Annotated in this window: 15 protein-coding genes and 1 riboswitch; of the genes, 11 read left to right on the forward strand and 4 right to left on the reverse strand. The window is 72.7% G+C overall.

Annotation, left to right across the window (positions count from 1 at the left end; genetic code table 11):
• From ACZ60W_RS19145 to ACZ60W_RS19155, 3 genes are all read right to left on the reverse strand, one after another.
• Positions 1 to 717 carry a DUF5995 family protein gene (locus ACZ60W_RS19145; RefSeq protein WP_469756490.1) on the reverse strand — a complete coding sequence of 239 codons (717 nt, stop codon included), beginning with the start codon at positions 715 to 717 and terminating at the stop codon, positions 1 to 3.
• A 73-nt stretch (positions 718 to 790) separates the two neighbouring features.
• Entirely contained in the window at positions 791 to 2,185 is a 1,395-nt protein-coding gene (locus ACZ60W_RS19150) for a uracil-xanthine permease family protein (RefSeq protein ID WP_469756491.1), read from the reverse strand.
• Between the two features lie 142 nt (positions 2,186 to 2,327).
• On the reverse strand, positions 2,328 to 3,542 hold the full coding sequence (locus ACZ60W_RS19155; RefSeq protein ID WP_469756492.1) for an MFS transporter: 1,215 nt from the start codon (positions 3,540 to 3,542) through the stop codon (positions 2,328 to 2,330).
• Between the two features lie 123 nt (positions 3,543 to 3,665).
• Here ACZ60W_RS19155 and ACZ60W_RS19160 point away from each other — a divergent pair, with 123 nt between their 5' ends.
• Positions 3,666 to 4,793: an ROK family transcriptional regulator gene (locus tag ACZ60W_RS19160; RefSeq protein WP_469756493.1), complete on the forward strand. Its 1,128-nt coding sequence runs from the start codon at positions 3,666 to 3,668 to the stop codon at positions 4,791 to 4,793.
• A 138-nt stretch (positions 4,794 to 4,931) separates the two neighbouring features.
• Here the strand turns inward: ACZ60W_RS19160 and ACZ60W_RS19165 are convergent, their stop codons facing one another.
• On the reverse strand, positions 4,932 to 7,313 hold the full coding sequence (locus ACZ60W_RS19165) for a chitinase C-terminal domain-containing protein (RefSeq protein WP_469756494.1): 2,382 nt from the start codon (positions 7,311 to 7,313) through the stop codon (positions 4,932 to 4,934).
• Positions 7,314 to 7,583: 270 nt separating this feature from the next.
• Positions 7,584 to 7,713, forward strand: a riboswitch (FMN riboswitch).
• A gap of 174 nt (positions 7,714 to 7,887) precedes the next feature.
• Between ACZ60W_RS19165 and ribD the strand changes: the two genes are divergently transcribed.
• The 10 genes from ribD (at position 7,888) to ACZ60W_RS19215 (ending at position 16,488) form a co-directional block, all read left to right on the forward strand.
• Positions 7,888 to 8,976 carry a bifunctional diaminohydroxyphosphoribosylaminopyrimidine deaminase/5-amino-6-(5-phosphoribosylamino)uracil reductase RibD gene (gene ribD / locus ACZ60W_RS19170; RefSeq protein ID WP_469756495.1) on the forward strand — a complete coding sequence of 363 codons (1,089 nt, stop codon included), beginning with the start codon at positions 7,888 to 7,890 and terminating at the stop codon, positions 8,974 to 8,976.
• Between the two features lie 2 nt (positions 8,977 to 8,978).
• On the forward strand, positions 8,979 to 9,587 hold the full coding sequence (locus ACZ60W_RS19175) for a riboflavin synthase (protein WP_469756496.1): 609 nt from the start codon (positions 8,979 to 8,981) through the stop codon (positions 9,585 to 9,587).
• A gap of 44 nt (positions 9,588 to 9,631) precedes the next feature.
• Positions 9,632 to 10,222 carry a nicotinamide mononucleotide transporter family protein gene (locus tag ACZ60W_RS19180; RefSeq protein ID WP_469756516.1) on the forward strand — a complete coding sequence of 197 codons (591 nt, stop codon included), beginning with the start codon at positions 9,632 to 9,634 and terminating at the stop codon, positions 10,220 to 10,222.
• The gene (locus ACZ60W_RS19185; RefSeq protein WP_469756497.1) at positions 10,219 to 11,496 is read left to right on the forward strand and encodes a bifunctional 3,4-dihydroxy-2-butanone-4-phosphate synthase/GTP cyclohydrolase II; all 1,278 of its coding nucleotides are present in this window, start codon (positions 10,219 to 10,221) and stop codon (positions 11,494 to 11,496) included. Before ACZ60W_RS19180 ends, ACZ60W_RS19185 begins: the two co-directional genes overlap by 4 nt.
• Positions 11,497 to 11,525: 29 nt before the next feature.
• Complete coding sequence (gene ribH, locus ACZ60W_RS19190) at positions 11,526 to 12,011, forward strand: 6,7-dimethyl-8-ribityllumazine synthase (RefSeq protein WP_366303491.1); 486 nt, start codon at positions 11,526 to 11,528, stop codon at positions 12,009 to 12,011.
• 80 nt (positions 12,012 to 12,091) lie between these two features.
• Complete coding sequence (locus tag ACZ60W_RS19195; RefSeq protein WP_030551960.1) at positions 12,092 to 12,364, forward strand: phosphoribosyl-ATP diphosphatase; 273 nt, start codon at positions 12,092 to 12,094, stop codon at positions 12,362 to 12,364.
• Between the two features lie 50 nt (positions 12,365 to 12,414).
• Positions 12,415 to 13,263, forward strand: coding sequence for an ATP phosphoribosyltransferase (gene hisG / locus ACZ60W_RS19200; RefSeq protein WP_017242191.1), 849 nt, complete (start codon positions 12,415 to 12,417; stop codon positions 13,261 to 13,263).
• Between the two features lie 42 nt (positions 13,264 to 13,305).
• Positions 13,306 to 13,758, forward strand: coding sequence for a PH domain-containing protein (locus tag ACZ60W_RS19205; protein WP_469756498.1), 453 nt, complete (start codon positions 13,306 to 13,308; stop codon positions 13,756 to 13,758).
• Positions 13,759 to 13,999: 241 nt separating this feature from the next.
• Positions 14,000 to 15,385, forward strand: a complete 1,386-nt coding sequence (locus tag ACZ60W_RS19210) for a hemolysin family protein (protein WP_469756499.1) — start codon at positions 14,000 to 14,002, stop codon at positions 15,383 to 15,385.
• Entirely contained in the window at positions 15,382 to 16,488 is a 1,107-nt protein-coding gene (locus tag ACZ60W_RS19215) for a hemolysin family protein (RefSeq protein ID WP_469756500.1), read from the forward strand. Before ACZ60W_RS19210 ends, ACZ60W_RS19215 begins: the two co-directional genes overlap by 4 nt.
• The last annotated feature ends 138 nt before the right edge of the window (positions 16,489 to 16,626 follow it).

The following is a 16,626-nucleotide window of genomic DNA, read 5'->3' on the forward strand; positions in this document are numbered from 1 at the left end:
TCAGGGCCTGGCGAGCGGGGTCAGCAGCATCCGCCCCACCAGGCCCACCGAGCGGTCGAGCCGCTCCGTGAACTCCGCCGCCAGCTCGGGCAGCCCGCGCAGCTGCCACAGCGAGCGTGCGGCGAGCCAGGCCCCGTCACGGGCCCGGTCCAGGCTCCAGCAGCCGAGCAGATGCGTCAGCGGGTCCGCGACCTCCAGGAGGTCCGGGCCCGGCATCAGTTCCTCCCTGATCCGCTCCTCCAGGAGCAGGAGGATGTCGCCGACCCGGTCGAACTCGTCCTCCAGGTCCGTGGGCGCGCACTCCAGGATCCGGCAGGCGTCGACCACGGCGAGGGCGAGGTCGTGCCCGATGTGCGCGTTGATCCCGGCCAGCGCGAACTGCAGCGGCCGTACGCCGGGGTGGCGCCGGTAGTGGAAGAGGGGCCGCCAGCAGGCGGGGGCGGGGAGGCCGGTGGCGGCCGCGTCGACCGCCGCCAGGTACCGCTCGGCGAACCGCACGTCCAGCGTCGCGGCGGCCCGCCGGTCGGCGAACGCGCCGGCCGCGAGGGCGTGCCCGATCTCCTCGGTGACGGTCAGGTAGACCCGGTTGAAGACGGCCACCCCGTCGGCCGGGTGCCAGGCCGAGCGGAGCGACCGCATCCGGTCCACCACGGGGTCGACCGCCACGAACGGCCCGAGGGGGTCGATCTCCTGCCCGATCTGCTGGGTCTGCGCCATGGGGGCAGGCTCCCAGTCGCCGGGCCGTCGTGGCGGCCACTCCGGCCCGGCTTACCCAGAACGGGCGAATCACTCAGCTCTTCGACGTGCCGTCGGGGTCCGTCTCGTACGAGCTGGTGCCGGAGTCCAGGAGCGGCTCCTGGACCTTCAGGTGCGGCGGGGCGAAGGCCCGCAGCACGTGGTAGCCGGTGATGACGACGATCGTGCCGAGCGCGATGCCGCCGAGCTCGAAGCTGTCGGTGAAGGTCAGCTTCACGCCGCCGACGCCGATGATGATGCCGGCGGCGGCCGGGACCAGGTTCAGCGGGTTGCGCAGGTCGACCTCGGCGTTGATCCAGATCTGGGCGCCGAGCAGGCCGATCATGCCGTAGAGGATCACGGTGATGCCGCCGAGGACGCCACCGGGGATGGCCGCGACGACGGCGCCGAACTTGGGGCAGAGGCCGAAGAGGAGCGCGAAGCCGGCCGCGGCCCAGTAGGCGGCGGTCGAGTACACCCGGGTGGCGGCCATGACGCCGATGTTCTCCGAGTACGTGGTGTTCGGCGGGCCGCCGACCGCCGTGGACAGCATCGAGGCGGCACCGTCGGCGGCGATCGCCGTGCCGAGCTTGTCGTCGAGCGGGTCGCCGGTCATCTCGCCGACCGCCTTGACGTGTCCGGCGTTCTCCGCGACCAGGGCGATCACGACGGGCAGCGCGACGAGGATCGCCGACCACTCGAAGCTCGGGCCGTGGAAGGTGGGCAGCCCGATCCAGTCGGCCTGCGACACGCCGGAGAGGTCCAGCCGCCAGTGGTCGGTGACCTGACCGCCCGGCGACATCGAGTGGATCTTCCCGAAGACCAGGTCGAAGACCCAGGAGATCGCGTAGCCGAAGATCAGGCCCAGGAAGATCGCGATCCGGGACCAGAACCCGCGCAGGCACACCACGGCGAGCCCGGTGAACAGCATCACCAGCAGGGCCGTCCACTGGTCCTGCGGCCAGTAGGTCGAGGCCGTGACCGGCGCCAGGTTGAAGCCGATCAGCATGACGACGGCGCCCGTCACGATCGGCGGCATGGCCGCGTGGATGATCCGCGCGCCGAACCTCCGGACGGCCAGGCCGGCCAGGAAGAGCACCCCGCCGACGACGAACACCGCGCCGGTGACGGTGGCGCTGGTGCCGCCGGACGCCCGGATCGCGGCGGCCACGCCGACGAAGGAGAGCGAGCAGCCCAGGTAGGACGGGACGGTGCCGCGGGTCGCGAGCAGGAAGATCGCGGTGGCGACACCGGACATCATGATCGCCAGGTTCGGGTCGAGCCCCATCAGGACCGGCGCGACGAACGAGGCACCGAACATCGCCACGACGTGCTGGGCGCCGAGTCCGACCGTGCGGGGCCAGGAGAGCCGCTCGTCCGGGCGGACGACCGCCCCCGGAGCGGGTGTTCTCCCGTCGCCGTGCAGGGTCCAGCGCACGCCGAGGTTCATGAGGTCGCTCCCGTTCAGCGGTTCGGGCGGCCGCGTCGTGGCCGCAGAAGATCAGCCACATGGTATGCGCCACCGCAGGTCGGGACGTTCGACCGCGGCCCGGCGGCGGTCGTACGCCCACCGCTCCCGGGCCGCGGTGCCGCTAGCCGACCGGGCCGGGGCTCTTCGCGGGCTCGGGGGTCGCCGAGGCCGCCTCGCGGCCTGCGGTCCTGAGCACGCCCGCGCCGACCACGAGCCCGAAGGCGAGCAGCGTGACCAGACAGAAGGAGAACATCAGGGAGGTGACGTCGGCGATGCCGCCGATGGCCGAGGGGGCGATCAGCCCCGAGGTGTAGGTGATGGTGGCGACGCCGGCGATGGCCTGGCTGGGGTTCGGGCCGCTCCGTCCGGCCGCGGCGAAGGCGAGCGGCACGACGACCGCGATCCCGAGGCCGATGAGGCCGAATCCGGCCATGGCGAGGGCGGCGTGCTGGGCGAGGACCACCAGGAGCCCGCCGAGGGTGGCGACGGCGCCGCCGACCCGCACGGTGCGGACCGCGCCGAAGCGGTCCACGACCCGGTCGCCCACCAGTCGGGCCACCGCCATCGTCAGGGCGAACGCGGTGGTCGAGGCGGCCGCGAGCCCGGCCGAGCTGCCCAGCTCGTCCCGCAGGTAGACGGCCGACCAGTCCAGGCTGGCGCCCTCGGCGAAGACGCCGCAGAAGCCGATGGCGCCGATGATCAGCGCGGACTTCGGCGGCAGGGAGAAGCGCGGCGGCGGCTCCTCGTCCGGGGTGCTGCGGACGTCCAGGACGCCCTGGCAGAAGACCAGGCCGAGGGCGGTGAGGACGAGGGCGGCGATCAGGTGGTGGAGCCGCGCGTCGCCGCCGACGTGGGCGGCGACCGTGCCCGCCGCGGAGCCGAGCAGGGCGCCCACGCTCCACATGCCGTGCAGGCTCGACATGATGGACTTCCCGAGCAGGGTCTCCGTCTCGACGCCGAGCGCGTTCATCGCCACGTCGGACATGCCGGCGGTGGCCCCGTACACCAGGAGCGCGCCGCACAGGCCCCAGATGTTCGGGGCGAGCGAGGGCAGGATCAGGGCGAGCGTCCAGAGCGAGAGCAGGCCGCGCAGCGCCGTGCGGGCGCCGAAGCGGTGGGAGACGGCCCCGGCGAGCGGCATCGCGAGCGAGGCGCCGAGCGCCGGGAAGGCGAGCGCGAGCCCGAGCTGTCCGGCGCTGACGCCCGCGTGCTCCTGGATCCAGGGGATCCGGGTCGCGAAGCTGCCGGTGACCGCGCCGTGGACGCAGAAGACGGCGGCGATGGCGTAGCGCGCCCGCCGCAGGCGTTCGGTGCTGGTGACGGTCTGCGCCGCCATGGGTCCCTCCCCGGTTGTCGTCGATGTGGGCGGTAAACTATCAGGAACCCTGCCTGATAAATAGTCCGCGGGGGGAGGTCCACTCCGGAACACACCCCGGAACGAGTCTGAGAGGATCGCCGCATGGCCGCATCCCCGAGCACCGCACGGGCCATCAACGACCGGTCCGCCCTGCGACTGCTCCAGGACGAGGGTCCGTTGACGGCCACTCAGCTCAAGACCCTCACCGGGCTCTCCCGGCCGACCGTCGCCGATCTCGTCGAACGGCTCCAGGACTCCGGCCTCGTGCACGTCGTCGGCGAGGCCGGCGCCGAACGCCGCGGCCCCAACGCCAAGCTGTACGGCATCGTCGCCGACCGCGCCCACCTCGCCGCCCTCGACGTGCGCACCCGCTCGGTCTCCGTCACGGTCGCCGACCTCCTCGGCACCACGCTCGCCGAGGCCACCGCGCCCGTCGGCGAGGACGACGGCGGGACCGGCCGGGCCGTCGAGGAGGCGGTCGCCCTCCTGGAGCGGACCGTCCGCGAGGCCGGCGCCGACCGGCTGCACAGCGTCGCCGTCGGCGCCCCCGGCCTCATCGACCCCGCCACCGGCGAGCTCCGCGACTCCTCGGGGCTGCCCGCCTGGCACCGCCGGCTCGTCACCGTCCTCCAGGAACGGCTCCCCGCCCACGTCCTCGTCGAGAACGAGACCAACCTCGCCGCCGTCGCCGAGCTCCGCGCCGGCGCGGCCCGTGACCGCGAGGACTTCGTCCTGCTCTGGCTCGGCCAGGGCGTCGGCGCCGCCGTCGTCCTCGACGGCCGGCTGCGTCGGGGGGCCTCCGGCGGCGCGGGCGAGATCGGCTTCCTGCCCGTGCCGGGCACCACGGGCCTCCCCTCGGCCACCGGCTGCGACGGCGGCTTCCACGAGCTGGCCTGCGCCGCCGCCGTCGCCTCGCTCGCCACCGCTCACGGCCTCGACCCGGCCGACGCGCTCGCCTCGGGCCACGGCCCCTTCCTCGACGCCCTGGCCCGCCGCCTCGCCGTCGGCGCGGCCGCCGTCGTCTCCGTCCTCGACCCCGGCTGCGTCGTCCTCGCCGGCGAGACCGGCCACGCGGGCGGCCCCGAGCTCGCCGCCCGCGTCGAGAGCGCCCTCGCCGCCCTCTCCCCCCTCCGCACCGAGGTCCGCCCCACCACCCTCGGCGACTCCGCCGTCCTCCGCGGCGCCCTCCTCGGTGCCCGCGACGCGGCCCAGGAGAAGCTCTTTCCCTGAGCCGCGTCGGGCCGCTGCCGGTGGACGCCCGGGAAACGCCGCCGCGCCGCGCCCCGGACAGGGGGGCGCGGCGCGGAGGGGGCCCGGCGGCGGGCAAGGGCCGTGAGCGTCCGCCGCCGGGGTCTCAGGGGGTGGGGATCAGCAGGCGCCGAGGTCCTGCCAGACGCCCCAGTCGCCGGTCGTGCCCGGCTCCTCGTTCTGGGTCCACCACTTGGCCTTCCACTTGTGGCCCTTGTGGGAGACCTCGTTGCCCGCGTTGTAGACCGTGCCGGCCACGTACGCCACGGTGGTGCAGCCCGTGGTGGGCGGCGTCGTCGGCGGGGTCGTCGGAGGCGTGGTCGGGGGAGTCGTCGGCGGGGTGGTGGGCGGCGTCGTGGGCGGGGTGGTCGGCGGCGTGGTGGAGCCGGGCTCCACGACCGTCGTGCCGCGCGCCAGGTCGCCGGCGAGGGCGTACGTCGTGCCGTTGATGTTCACCGTCCAGTTGGACGGGGTGGACACCGGCAGGTAGTAGTTGAACGCCAGGTCGATCGTCGCGCCGGGGGCCAGCGACTGCCAGGCCGGGAGCTTCAGCGAGACGCGGTGGAAGTCGCCCTTCAGGCCGCCGACGTTGCTGCCCGTGTGGTCGCTGCTGATGACCTTGGTGCCGAAGCCGGACTGGTCGGAGGCGTTCGCCGGCGCCGAGGTGCCGTAGTCGAACTGGAACTCCGTGCCGCCGGGCAGCGTCGCCGCGGTGTTGTTGGTGATCTTGATCTTCGGCGTGATCGGGTAGTTCGAGTCGCCCAGCTTGAACTCGGTGAACTGGGTGTCGATCTTCACGGCCTGGGTCGGCAGGGTCGCGTTGGACTTCTTGGCGCCGTACGGGGCGGCCGCCTTGAACTTGTCGTACATCAGCGAGGTGAGCGTGGAGCCCATCTCGTACTGGCCCTTGGTGGCGTTCCAGCCGTAGTCGCCGGCCATCTCCCACACCATGGTGCCGCCGATGCCCCGGTTGACGACGTAGTCGGCCTTGGCGGCCACGGACTGCTCGTCCTCGGTGGAGAGGAAGACCTTCTTCTGCGCGTTCCACAGCCACGGCGCGACCAGGGTCGAGTCGTACTTGCGGGCGTAGGTGCCGGTCAGGGTGGTGTTCGCCGGGAAGCCGTACTGGGTGACGTAGTCGCCGACGATCCCCTTCTCGAGGTTCTTGGCGTGCCACATCGGGTTGGAGCCGGCGGGCGACTCGACACCGTTGGTGTCCTTGTCGTGCCACAGGTTGTCGATGCCGGTGGCGCCGTCACCGCACTTGGTCAGGCCGGCGCCGGCCGGGCAGGTGGCCGCGGTGGCCTTGCCCCACAGGCCGTCGGTGCCGCCCTGCACGTTCTTGTGGCCGCGGGTGTAGTACGGCAGGCCGATGTTGATGCGGCCGGCCGGCATCGAGCCGCGGAAGTAGTGGTACGCCCAGTCGGTGTTGAGGTAGCCGAGGCTGCCGTACTGCGCCGAGCCGTACACGTTGGCGGCGGCGAGCTCGCCGTCCTTGCCGTCGTCGAAGAGCGAGGCGTTGGGACCGACGTACTCGTTCCAGGCGCCGTGCAGGTCGTACGACATGATGTTGACGTAGTCCAGGTACTTCTGCACCTGGAAGGTCTCCATGCCGCGCAGCAGGTAGCCGGAGGAGGGGGCGGCGACGGTCAGCAGGTAGTGCTTGCCGTCGGCGGCGCCGGCCACGTCCAGCTTCTCGCGCAGGGACTTCATGAGGGCCGCGTAGCCCTGCACCAGACCGGCGCGGCGCGCGTTGGCGAGCTGCCAGTCGAGCGGGTTGCCGGCGTCCTTCATGGTCGTCGGGTACTCGTAGTCGATGTCGACGCCGTTGAAGCCGTACTTGCGGATGAAGTCGACGGACGAGGCGGCGAAGGTGTCGATCCCGGCCTGGTTGACCGAACCGTCGGCGTTGGTGGCCATCGAGTAGAAGCCGCCGGAGCCGACCCGGTCACCGTTGTCCGCGAAGTAGCCGCCCGTCTCGGCCCAGCCGCCGACGGAGATCAGCGTCTTGACGTTGGGGTGCTGCTTCTTGAACTTGTTGAGCAGGTTGAAGTGGCCCTTGTAGGCGAACGACGGGTCCATCTCGGCGCCCGCGACACCGGGCCAGGTCATCCCGGTGGCGGCGTTGTTCGGGCCGTCCGTGCCCACGGAGATCTTGTTGTCCCCGCCGATGTGGCCGAAGGCGTAGTTGATGTGGGTGATCTTGTCCCACGGGATGTCCTTGGCCAGGTAGGCGGGCTGGCCGTTCTTGCCGTCCCGCCAGCCGGTGAAGTAGCCGATGACGCGGCGCTGGTGGTCGGCGCCCATCTTCTCGCGGCCCTCGGTGTCGTAGACCGAGCAGTACGGGACGTCGACGCCCGGGGTCTTGTAGAGCCCGTCGGGGCGACAGGACTCGTTGTCGGCGGCGTACGAGACGCCGCCGGCCAGGGAGCTGAGCAGCATGCCGGCGACGGCGGCGCCGGAAGCGAGCAGCGAGGCTCTCTTGGTCGTGGGGGACAACACGATCGGTTCCTCCAGGGGCGGGGGTCCCCACGCTCGGGGCGTGAGGGGAGGGACGGCACAACGAACAACGGGGTGGGTCGTGTTGGGCCCGTGGAGTGCGCACGCCGACGGACCGTTACCTCTGAGGTGACTCGGAGATTAAGAGGACTAGACCAGTGCGTCAATAGGTCTGGACCATCGAAGGTTTCTCTGGCAGGCTGTGAGCCAGACCACAGGGACTCGGCCGCATCGCCCCACGGCGTCCGTGGCACACTGGCCCTGTATCAGCAGCAGCGCACTCCGGGGTCGGTGTAATTCCGAACCGGCGGTATAGTCCGCGACCCGTCCGCAGCCAGCGGCCGGTTGACCAGGTGAGATTCCTGGACCGACGGTGAAAGTCCGGATGGGAGGCAGTGCGCGGCGGGTGACCCCTTCCAGGGGTGTGCCGGCCGTACGTCCGCTGGTCGCCGTGTCGCATCCGATCGGCGTACCCGCGTACAAGCGGCCCCGGCGCACCCTGCGCCGGGCGTCCCACCCGCTCTCTGTCGTCATCGACAGGCCCCGGAGTCCGTGCCCGAAGAGGCAGGAGGACCCGGTGGCCCAGCAGGCCGACATCACCGCCATGCGACGCGCCGTCGAGCTCGCCGCACGCGGACTCGGCGCGACCAGCCCCAACCCCGTCGTCGGCTGCGTCATCACCGACGCCTCCGGCCACCCGGTCGGCGAGGGCTGGCACCGCCGCGCCGGCGGCCCGCACGCCGAGGTCCACGCCCTGCGCGAGGCCGGCGTCCTCGCCCGCGGCGGCACCGCCTACGTCACCCTCGAACCCTGCAACCACACCGGTCGCACCGGTCCCTGCGCCCAGGCCCTGATCGAGGCCGGGATCAGCCGGGTCGAGTACGCCGTCGGCGACCCGAACCCGCAGGCCACCGGCGGCGCCGACACCCTGCGCGCCGCGGGCGTCGAGGTCGCCCAGGGACTCCTGGAGGCCGAGGCCGAGGCCGGCAACATCGCCTGGCTCACCTCCGTGCGCCGCGGCCGCCCCTTCGTCCGCTGGAAGTACGCCGCCACCCTCGACGGCCGGATCGCCGCCGCCGACGGCACCTCCCGCTGGATCACCTCCGCCGAGTCCCGCGCCGACGTCCACCGGCTGCGCGCCGAGGCCGACGCCGTCGTCGTCGGCTCCGGCACCGCCCGCGCCGACGACCCCCACCTCGCCGTCCGCGGCATCGACGAGGCCGTCCAGCCGCTGCGGGTCGTCGTCGACACCGAGGCGACCGCCGTCAAGCCCGGCGCCCGGATCCTCGACGACGCCGCTCCCACCCTGATCGCGATCGCCGAGGACGCCGCGGCCCCGCTCGCCGGGACCCCGCTCACCGAGGTCGTACGCCTGCCCCGGGCCGAGCGCGGCCTCGCCGTCCCCGCCCTCCTGGACGCCCTGCACGCCCGCGGTGTCCGCTCCGTCCTCCTCGAAGGCGGCCCCACCCTCGCCGGCGCCTTCGTCGCCGCGGGCGCCGTCGACCAGGTGGTCGGCTACCTCGCCCCCGTCCTGCTCGGCGCCGGCCCCCAGGCCCTGGCCGCCGCGGGAATCAGCACCATCACCGACGCGTTGCGGCTCGACATCACCGAGACCGTCCGCGTCGGAACCGACCTCCGCATCACCGCCACCTTCAAGGGAGCCTGACCGTGTTCACCGGAATCGTCGAAGAACTGGGAGAGGTCGTCGCCGTCGAGCAGCTGGAGGACGCCTCCCGCTTCCGGCTGCGCGGCCCCCTGGTCACGGAAGGCGCCCAGCACGGCGACTCCATCGCCGTCAACGGTGTCTGTCTCACGGTCGTCGAGTTCGGCGACGGCGAGTTCACCGCCGACGTCATGGCCGAGACCCTCAAGCGGTCCAGCCTCGGCGCCCTCGCAACCGGCTCCCGGGTCAACCTGGAGCGCCCCATGGCCGTCGGCGGCCGCCTCGGCGGTCACATCGTCCAGGGCCACGTGGACGGCACCGGCACCATCCTCGACCGGACCCCCTCCGAGCACTGGGAGCTCGTCAGGGTCGGCCTGCCGGCCCACCTCTCCCGGTACGTCGTCGAGAAGGGCTCCATCACGGTCGACGGCGTCAGCCTCACCGTCGTCGAGGTCGCCGACGACTGGTTCACCATCAGCCTCATCCCCACCACGCTCGACCTGACCACGCTCGGCATCAAGCAGGCCGGCGACCCGGTCAACCTCGAAGTGGACGTCATCGCCAAGTACGTCGAGCGGCTGCTCGGCGCCGACGCCAAGGAGAACGAGAAGTGAACTGGCTCAACTCCGAGGCGTTCACCGTCCTCGACCAGCACATCATGTGGTCCGACATGATCGGCAACACGATCGGGCTCATAGCCCTGGCGCTCGGCTGGCGCCGCTCCATCCTCACCTGGCCCGCCCAGCTGCTCTCCGGCGTCATCCTGGTCGGCGCCTACGCCTCCGCCCACCTCAGCGGCGGCGTCGGCAAGCAGCTCCTGGTCATCGGCGTCGCCGCCTGGGGCTGGTGGCAGTGGAACCGCGGCCGTCAGCAGGCCCAGGACGGCTCCATCGCCGTCCGGTTCGCCACCTGGAAGGAGCGCGGACTCCTCGCCGCCGGAGCGGCCGTCGGCACCCTCGCCGTCGGCGGGCTCTTCACCCTCTACCCCTCGCTCTCCTGGAGCCCGTGGGCGGACGCGTACATCTTCGTCGGCACCCTCGTCGCGATGGTCGCCCAGGCCCGCGGCCTCGTCGAGTTCTGGTTCGCCTGGCTCCTCGTCGACCTCGTCGGCGTCCCCCTCGCCTTCAACAGCGGCCTCGCCTTCTCCGGCCTGGTCTACGTCATCTACTTCGCCCTCGTCGTCTGGGGCATGCGCGACTGGTGGCTCCGTACCCGCACGTCCGTCGCTCTGGAAGGAGCACACGCATGAGCGCGCTTCACCCCTGGGACGCCGGCGGCCTCGCCCTCGACCCGGTCGAGCAGGCCATCCGCGACATCGCCGCGGGCCGCCCCGTCGTCGTCGTCGACGACGAGGACCGCGAGAACGAGGGCGACCTCGTCATCGCCGCCGAGAAGGCCACCCCCGAGATCATCGCCTTCATGATGAGCGAGTGCCGCGGCCTGATCTGCGCCCCCATGGAGGAGGACGAGCTGGAGCGCCTCCAGCTCCCGCAGATGGTCGCGCACAACACCGAGTCGATGCGGACCGCCTTCACGGTCTCCGTCGACGCCGGCCCGGCGCACGGCGTCACCACCGGCATCTCCGCCGCCGACCGCGCCACCACCCTGCGGATGCTGGCGAGCGGCGGCCACGAACCCTCCGACTTCGTCCGCCCCGGCCACATCTTCCCGCTCCGGGCCAAGGCCGGCGGCGTCCTCGCCCGCAACGGCCACACCGAGGCCGCGGTCGACCTCGCCCGCCTCGCGGGCCTGCGCCCCGCCGGCGCGATCGTCGAGATCGCCGGCGAGGACGGCGTCATGCTGCGCCTGCCCGAGCTGGTCCCCTTCGCCCGCAAGCACGGCCTGACGATCATCTCCATCGAGGACCTGATCGCCTACCGCCGCTCCGCCGAGCCGACCGTCCGCCGCGAGGCCGAGGTCCGGCTCCCCACCGCGCACGGCGACTTCACCGCGTACGGCTACCGCTCCACCGTCGACGGCGTCGAGCACGTCGCCCTCGTCCATGGCGAGATCGGCGACGGCGAGGACGTCCTCGTCCGGGTCCACTCCGAGTGCCTGACCGGCGACATCTTCCAGTCGCAGCGCTGCGACTGCGGCCCCCAGCTGCACGCCTCCATGGACCGGATCACCGAGGCCGGCCGCGGCGTCGTCGTCTACCTCCGGGGCCACGAGGGCCGCGGCATCGGACTGCTCTCCAAGCTGCGCGCCTACGAGCTCCAGGAGCGCGGCCGCGACACCCTCGACGCCAACCTGGAACTCGGGCTGCCCGCCGACGCCCGCGACTACGCGGCCGGCGCGCAGATCCTCGTCGACCTCGGCGTCCGCAGCCTGCGCCTGATGACCAACAACCCCGACAAGATCGAGGCCCTCACCCGGCACGGCCTCACCGTCGAGGGCCGCGAGCCCATGCCGGTCACGGCCGGCGAGCACAACCTCGGCTACCTGCGCACCAAGCGGGACCGGATGGGGCACGACCTGCCCTGGCTGGACGGCTCCCCGGCCTCCACCTGCGGCAACCAGTAATCACGTACGTACGACCTGCTAGGAGAAACATGAGCGGCAAGGGCGCACCCGTCCTCAGCGTGAAGAACTGCGGCGACCTCCGGGTCGCGGTCATCGCGGCGCAGTGGCACGAGAAGATCATGGACGGACTCGTCGACGGCGCCCTGCGCGCCCTCAGCGAGCTGGGCATCGACGAGCCGACGCTGCTGCGCGTCCCCGGTAGCTTCGAACTCCCCGTGGTGGCGAAGGTCCTCGCCGAGCGCGGCTACGATGCCATCGTGGCGCTCGGCGTCGTGATCCGCGGCGGAACGCCGCACTTCGAGTACGTGTGCCAGGGCGTCACCCACGGCCTCACCCAGGTCTCGATCGACACCGGCGTACCCGTCGGGTTCGGTGTCCTCACCGTCGACACCGAGGAGCAGGCCCTCGACCGGGCGGGCCTCGAAGGCTCCACCGAGGACAAGGGCCACGAGGCCGTCACCGCCGCCGTCGCCACCGCGACCACGCTGCGCACGGTGAGCGAACCCTGGCGCTGAACACCCCGCCGCCCGACCGTCACTCCTCCGCGGAGGCGCCGCGCGGCCGCCTTCTCGCACCCCGTACTCTTAGGACCATCATGGCGAACAAAACCTTCGAAGAGCTCTTCGCCGAGCTCAAGCTCAAGGCCGAGACCGGCGACCCGGCCACCTCCCGCACCGCGGAGCTGGTGGACAAGGGCGTCCATGCCATCGGCAAGAAGGTCGTCGAGGAGGCCGCCGAGGTCTGGATGGCCGCCGAGTACGAGGGCAAGGAGGCGGCCGCCGAGGAGATCTCGCAGCTGCTATACCACGTCCAGGTGATGATGGTCGCGCGCGGCATCTCGCTCGACGACGTCTACGCCCACCTCTGAGCACACCCGTCCCACCGTCCCGAAACTCCCAGGCAAAGGAAGCTCACCCCATGCTGCGCATCGCCGTTCCCAACAAGGGTTCCCTCTCCGGACCTGCGTCGGCAATGCTCCATGAGGCCGGCTACCGGCAGCGCAAGGAGTCCAAGGAACTCGTCGTCATCGACCCCGACAACGAGGTCGAGTTCTTCTACCTGCGGCCGAAGGACATCGCGATCTACGTCGCGTCCGGCAAGCTGGACATCGGCATCACCGGCCGCGACCTGCTCCTGGACTCCGGCGCCAGCGCCGAGGAGATCCTCCCGCTGAACTTCGGCCGCTCCACCTTCCGGTACGCCACCCGGCCGGGCACGGCGAACGGCCCCGAGGACTTCGGCGGCATGACGATCGCCACCTCCTACGAGGGCATCGTCGCCAAGCACCTCGCCGACCAGGGGATCGACGCCTCCGTCGTCCACCTCGACGGCGCCGTCGAGACCGCGATCCAGCTGGGCGTCGCCCAGGTCATCGCGGACGTCGTGGAGACCGGGACCAGCCTGCGCAACGCCGGCCTGGAGGTCATCGGCGAGCCGATCCTCACCTCCGAGGCCGTCGTCGTCCGCCGCCACGGCGCCTCCGACGACCACCCGCAGGTCCAGCAGTTCCTGCGCCGCCTCCAGGGCGTCCTCGTCGCCCGCTCGTACGTGATGATGGACTACGACTGCCGCGCCGAGCACCTGGAGCAGGCGGTCGCCCTCACCCCGGGCCTGGAGTCGCCGACCGTCTCCCCGCTGCACAACGAGGGCTGGGTCGCCGTCCGCGCGATGGTCCCGGCCAAGGAGGCGCAGCGGATCATGGACGACCTGTACGAGATCGGCGCGCGCGCCATCCTCACCACCGCCATCCACGCCTGCCGCCTCTGACGGCCGGGCCCGCACCCTCCACCAGGCACTGAGGAAACCCCGATGTCCCAGCCGACGACGCCCGTCCTCCCGGTCACCTTCCGTCCCGGGCGCACCCGGGCCGTCCTGCTGACCATGAGCGCGGCGATGTTCGTGGTCGTCACCGGCGTCGCGCTGATGCTGGAGCGGCTGGGACCGGGGGAGCGCGCCAGCTTCGTCTTCACCGCGGCGCTGCTCTCCGGGGTCCTGGTCCTGCTGAGCCGCCCCAAGGTCGTCGCCGACGACGAGGGCGTCACGGTCGTCAACATCACCCGGACCCGGCGCCTCGCCTGGGCGGAGATCCTCAAGGTCAACCTCCGTCCCGGCGATCCCTGGGTCTTCCTCGACCTCAGCGACGGCACGAGCCTGCCCGCGCTCGGCATCCAGCCCGGCATCGCCAAGGAGTCGGCCATCCGCGACGCCCGCGCCCTGCGGGACCTCGCGGACAGCCGAGGGACGGGCGCGGAAACCCGCTGACACCCCCAGGGGGACCGGGGGAATCCCCGGGCCGTCCCCCATCCGGGGCCGACCCCCTGCCCCTCGGGGCGTTCGCGTGACTACTCTGGAGGCGGTGGTGCCGAGCGGCACCACCGCCTCGCGTGTGCAGGGCCGCAGCCGCGGCCCGCGAGGCAACCCTTCGACCCGAGGAGTGACTCCCTCCAGCAATGGACGGATCGTCCGGTAGTACCTGCGCCGCCCCCTCTCCGGAGGCGGCGGCATGATCGTCTCCCTTCTGCTGCTCTTCGCGGCCTTCCTCCTGATCCTGGCCAACGGCTTCTTCGTGGCCGCCGAGTTCGGTCTCGTGACCGTCGAGCGGGCCGAGGCCGAACGCGCCGCCGCCGCCGGCGACCGGCGCGCCCGCACCGTCGTCACGGCGCTGCGCGAGCTGTCCTTCCAGCTCTCCGGCACCCAGCTCGGCATCACCATCACCTCGCTCGTCGTCGGCATGCTCGCCGAGCCCGCGCTCGCCGGGCTGCTCCACGGCCCGCTGACCGCCACGGGACTCCCCGAAGGGGCCGTCTCCGGGGTCGCGGTGGTGATCGGCATGCTGCTCGCCTCCGCCGTGCAGATGGTGGTCGGCGAACTCGTCCCGAAGAACTGGGCGGTCTCCCGGCCGCTCCAGGTCGCCCGGTTCGTCGCCACCCCGCAGCGCCGCTTCTCCGCGCTGTTCCGGCCGGTCATCTCCCTGCTGAACCGGGTCGCGAACCGGCTCGTCCGGCTCCTGGGCGTCGAGCCCACCGAGGAGCTGGACTCCGTCCGCACCCCCGGCGAGCTCGTCTCGCTCGCCCGGCACTCCGCGCTGGCCGGCACCCTCGAACAGGACACCGCCGACCTCTTCGTACGGACCCTGTCCCTCGGCGGCCTCACCGCCGAGCAGGTCATGACCCCGCGCGTGAAGGTGAGCGCCCTCCAGTGGGACGCCACCGCGGCCGACGTCCTCAACCTCACCCGGGCCACCGGCCTCTCGCGCTTCCCGGTCTACCGCGACCGCATCGACGAGGTCGTCGGCATGGTCCACCTCAAGGACGCGCTCGCCGTCGCGCCGCACGCCCGGCTGCGCACCCCCGTCGGCCGGATCGCGGTCCCGCCGCTCCTGGTCCCCGGGACGCTGCCCGTGCAGACCCTCCTGGAGCGGCTGCGCCGCGAGCAGCCCATCGCCGTGGTCGTCGACGAGTACGGTGGCACGGCCGGGGTCGTCACCCTGGAGGACATCGTCGAGGAGCTCGTCGGCGAGGTCCGCGACGAGCACGACACCGCCGCCGACGGACGCCCGGAGCTGGCCGCCGCCGCCGCCGAGGACGGCCGCCCCGCCTGGGAGGCCGACGGCTCCTGCCGGGTCCACACCCTGCGCCGGATAGGTCTCGACGTGCCCGACGGCCCGTACGAGACGGTCGCCGGGCTCGTCGCCGACCTCCTCGGGCGGATCCCCGCCGCGGGGGACCGGGCCGAGCTGCCCGGCTGGCGGCTCTCGGTCCGCCAGGTCGACCGCTACCGGGCCGAGCGCGTCCGGATCGTCCGTACCGGGCCGGATCCCGACCCCGGTCCCGAACCGGTCGGCACGGCGTCCGCCGCCGGCCCCCTGGTCGCGGAGGGCGCCCGGTGAACACCCTGCAACTCCTTTTCGCCGGCGTCCTCGTGCTCGCCAACGGCTTCTTCGTCGGAGCCGAGTTCGCCCTCGTCTCCGTCCGCCGCAGCCAGATCGAGCCGCTCGGCGGCGCCCGGGCCAAGCAGGTCCTGCACGGCCTGGAGAACCTGCCGCAGATGATGGCGGCCGCCCAGTTCGGCATCACCGTCTGCTCGCTGACGCTCGGCGCCGTCGCCGAGCCGACCGTCGCCCACCTCCTCGAACCCGTCTTCCACACGCTCGGGGTGCCCGGGGCGCTCGTCCACCCGCTCGGCTACGTCATCGCCCTCGCCGCGGTCGTCGTCCTCCACCTCGTCATCGGCGAGATGGTGCCGAAGAACCTCGCGATGGCGGCGCCCGAGCGGACCGCGCTCTGGCTCGCCCCGGGCCTGGTCGGCTTCGCCCGGCTCTGCCGACCGGTGACGGCCGCCCTCGGCGCCTGCGCCCGGCTGGTCCTGCGGGCGTTCAAGGTCGAGCCGAAGGACGAGGTGGAGGCGGTCTTCACCAGCGCCCAGCTCGGCCGGCTGGTCGAGGACGCCGGGCAGGCCGGGCTCCTCGACCCGGGCGAGCAGGAGCGTCTGGAGGACGCCCTGGAGCTGGGCAGCCGCCCGGTGACGGACGTCCTCATCGCCCCCGCGTCGCTGGTGACGGTCCCGCCGACCGTGACCCCGCGCGAGATCGAGGAGCTGACCGTACGGACCGGGTACTCCCGCTTCCCCGTCCGCGCCGGGGCGCGCCACACCTTCATGGGCTTCGTGCACGTGAAGGACGTCCTCGACCTGGAGGAGCGGGAGCGGGCGGTGCCGCAGCGGCTGTGGCGGCCGATGGCGACGCTCCGCGCCGAGCTGCCGCTCGACGACGCCCTCACCGTGATGCGCCGCGCCGCGACGCATCTGGCCCAGGTCGCGGACGGCTCCGGGCGGGTCCTCGGACTGGTCGCCCTGGAGGACGTCCTGGAGATGCTGGTGGGCGAGGTCCGCGACCCCGCCCACCGCGTCCAACCGGACCCCGGCCCGGCCGTCGCCCCGGCCCGGACGGCCGCCCCGGTGTCTCCCGCCTCACCCGCCGCCGTCGGCGGCTAGGTCGTCTCTTCCGGATCAGGCCGGGCGGCACGGGTCAGGCAAGATCCGGAAGAGACGGCCCAGGCCGTCCCCTCGGCCCCCCGGGAGGGCTAGGGCCTGTCGTCACCATCCCCTCGTTGCCCGAAGGGCGCGGCAGAG

Source organism: Streptomyces sp. NPDC104202 (assembly GCF_055584185.1).

Bases quoted from the DNA above. Each gene is read 5' to 3' on its own strand.
- ACZ60W_RS19145 (WP_469756490.1), bottom strand. From the start codon at position 717: ATGGCGCAGACCCAGCAGATCGGGCAGGAGATCGACCCCCTCGGGCCG.
- ACZ60W_RS19150 (WP_469756491.1), bottom strand. From the start codon at position 2,185: ATGAACCTCGGCGTGCGCTGGACCCTGCACGGCGACGGGAGAACACCC.
- ACZ60W_RS19155 (WP_469756492.1), bottom strand. From the start codon at position 3,542: ATGGCGGCGCAGACCGTCACCAGCACCGAACGCCTGCGGCGGGCGCGC.
- ACZ60W_RS19160 (WP_469756493.1), top strand. From the start codon at position 3,666: ATGGCCGCATCCCCGAGCACCGCACGGGCCATCAACGACCGGTCCGCC.
- ACZ60W_RS19180 (WP_469756516.1), top strand. From the start codon at position 9,632: ATGTGGTCCGACATGATCGGCAACACGATCGGGCTCATAGCCCTGGCG.
- ACZ60W_RS19185 (WP_469756497.1), top strand. From the start codon at position 10,219: ATGAGCGCGCTTCACCCCTGGGACGCCGGCGGCCTCGCCCTCGACCCG.
- ribH (WP_366303491.1), top strand. From the start codon at position 11,526: ATGAGCGGCAAGGGCGCACCCGTCCTCAGCGTGAAGAACTGCGGCGAC.
- ACZ60W_RS19195 (WP_030551960.1), top strand. From the start codon at position 12,092: ATGGCGAACAAAACCTTCGAAGAGCTCTTCGCCGAGCTCAAGCTCAAG.
- hisG (WP_017242191.1), top strand. From the start codon at position 12,415: ATGCTGCGCATCGCCGTTCCCAACAAGGGTTCCCTCTCCGGACCTGCG.
- ACZ60W_RS19205 (WP_469756498.1), top strand. From the start codon at position 13,306: ATGTCCCAGCCGACGACGCCCGTCCTCCCGGTCACCTTCCGTCCCGGG.
- ACZ60W_RS19210 (WP_469756499.1), top strand. From the start codon at position 14,000: ATGATCGTCTCCCTTCTGCTGCTCTTCGCGGCCTTCCTCCTGATCCTG.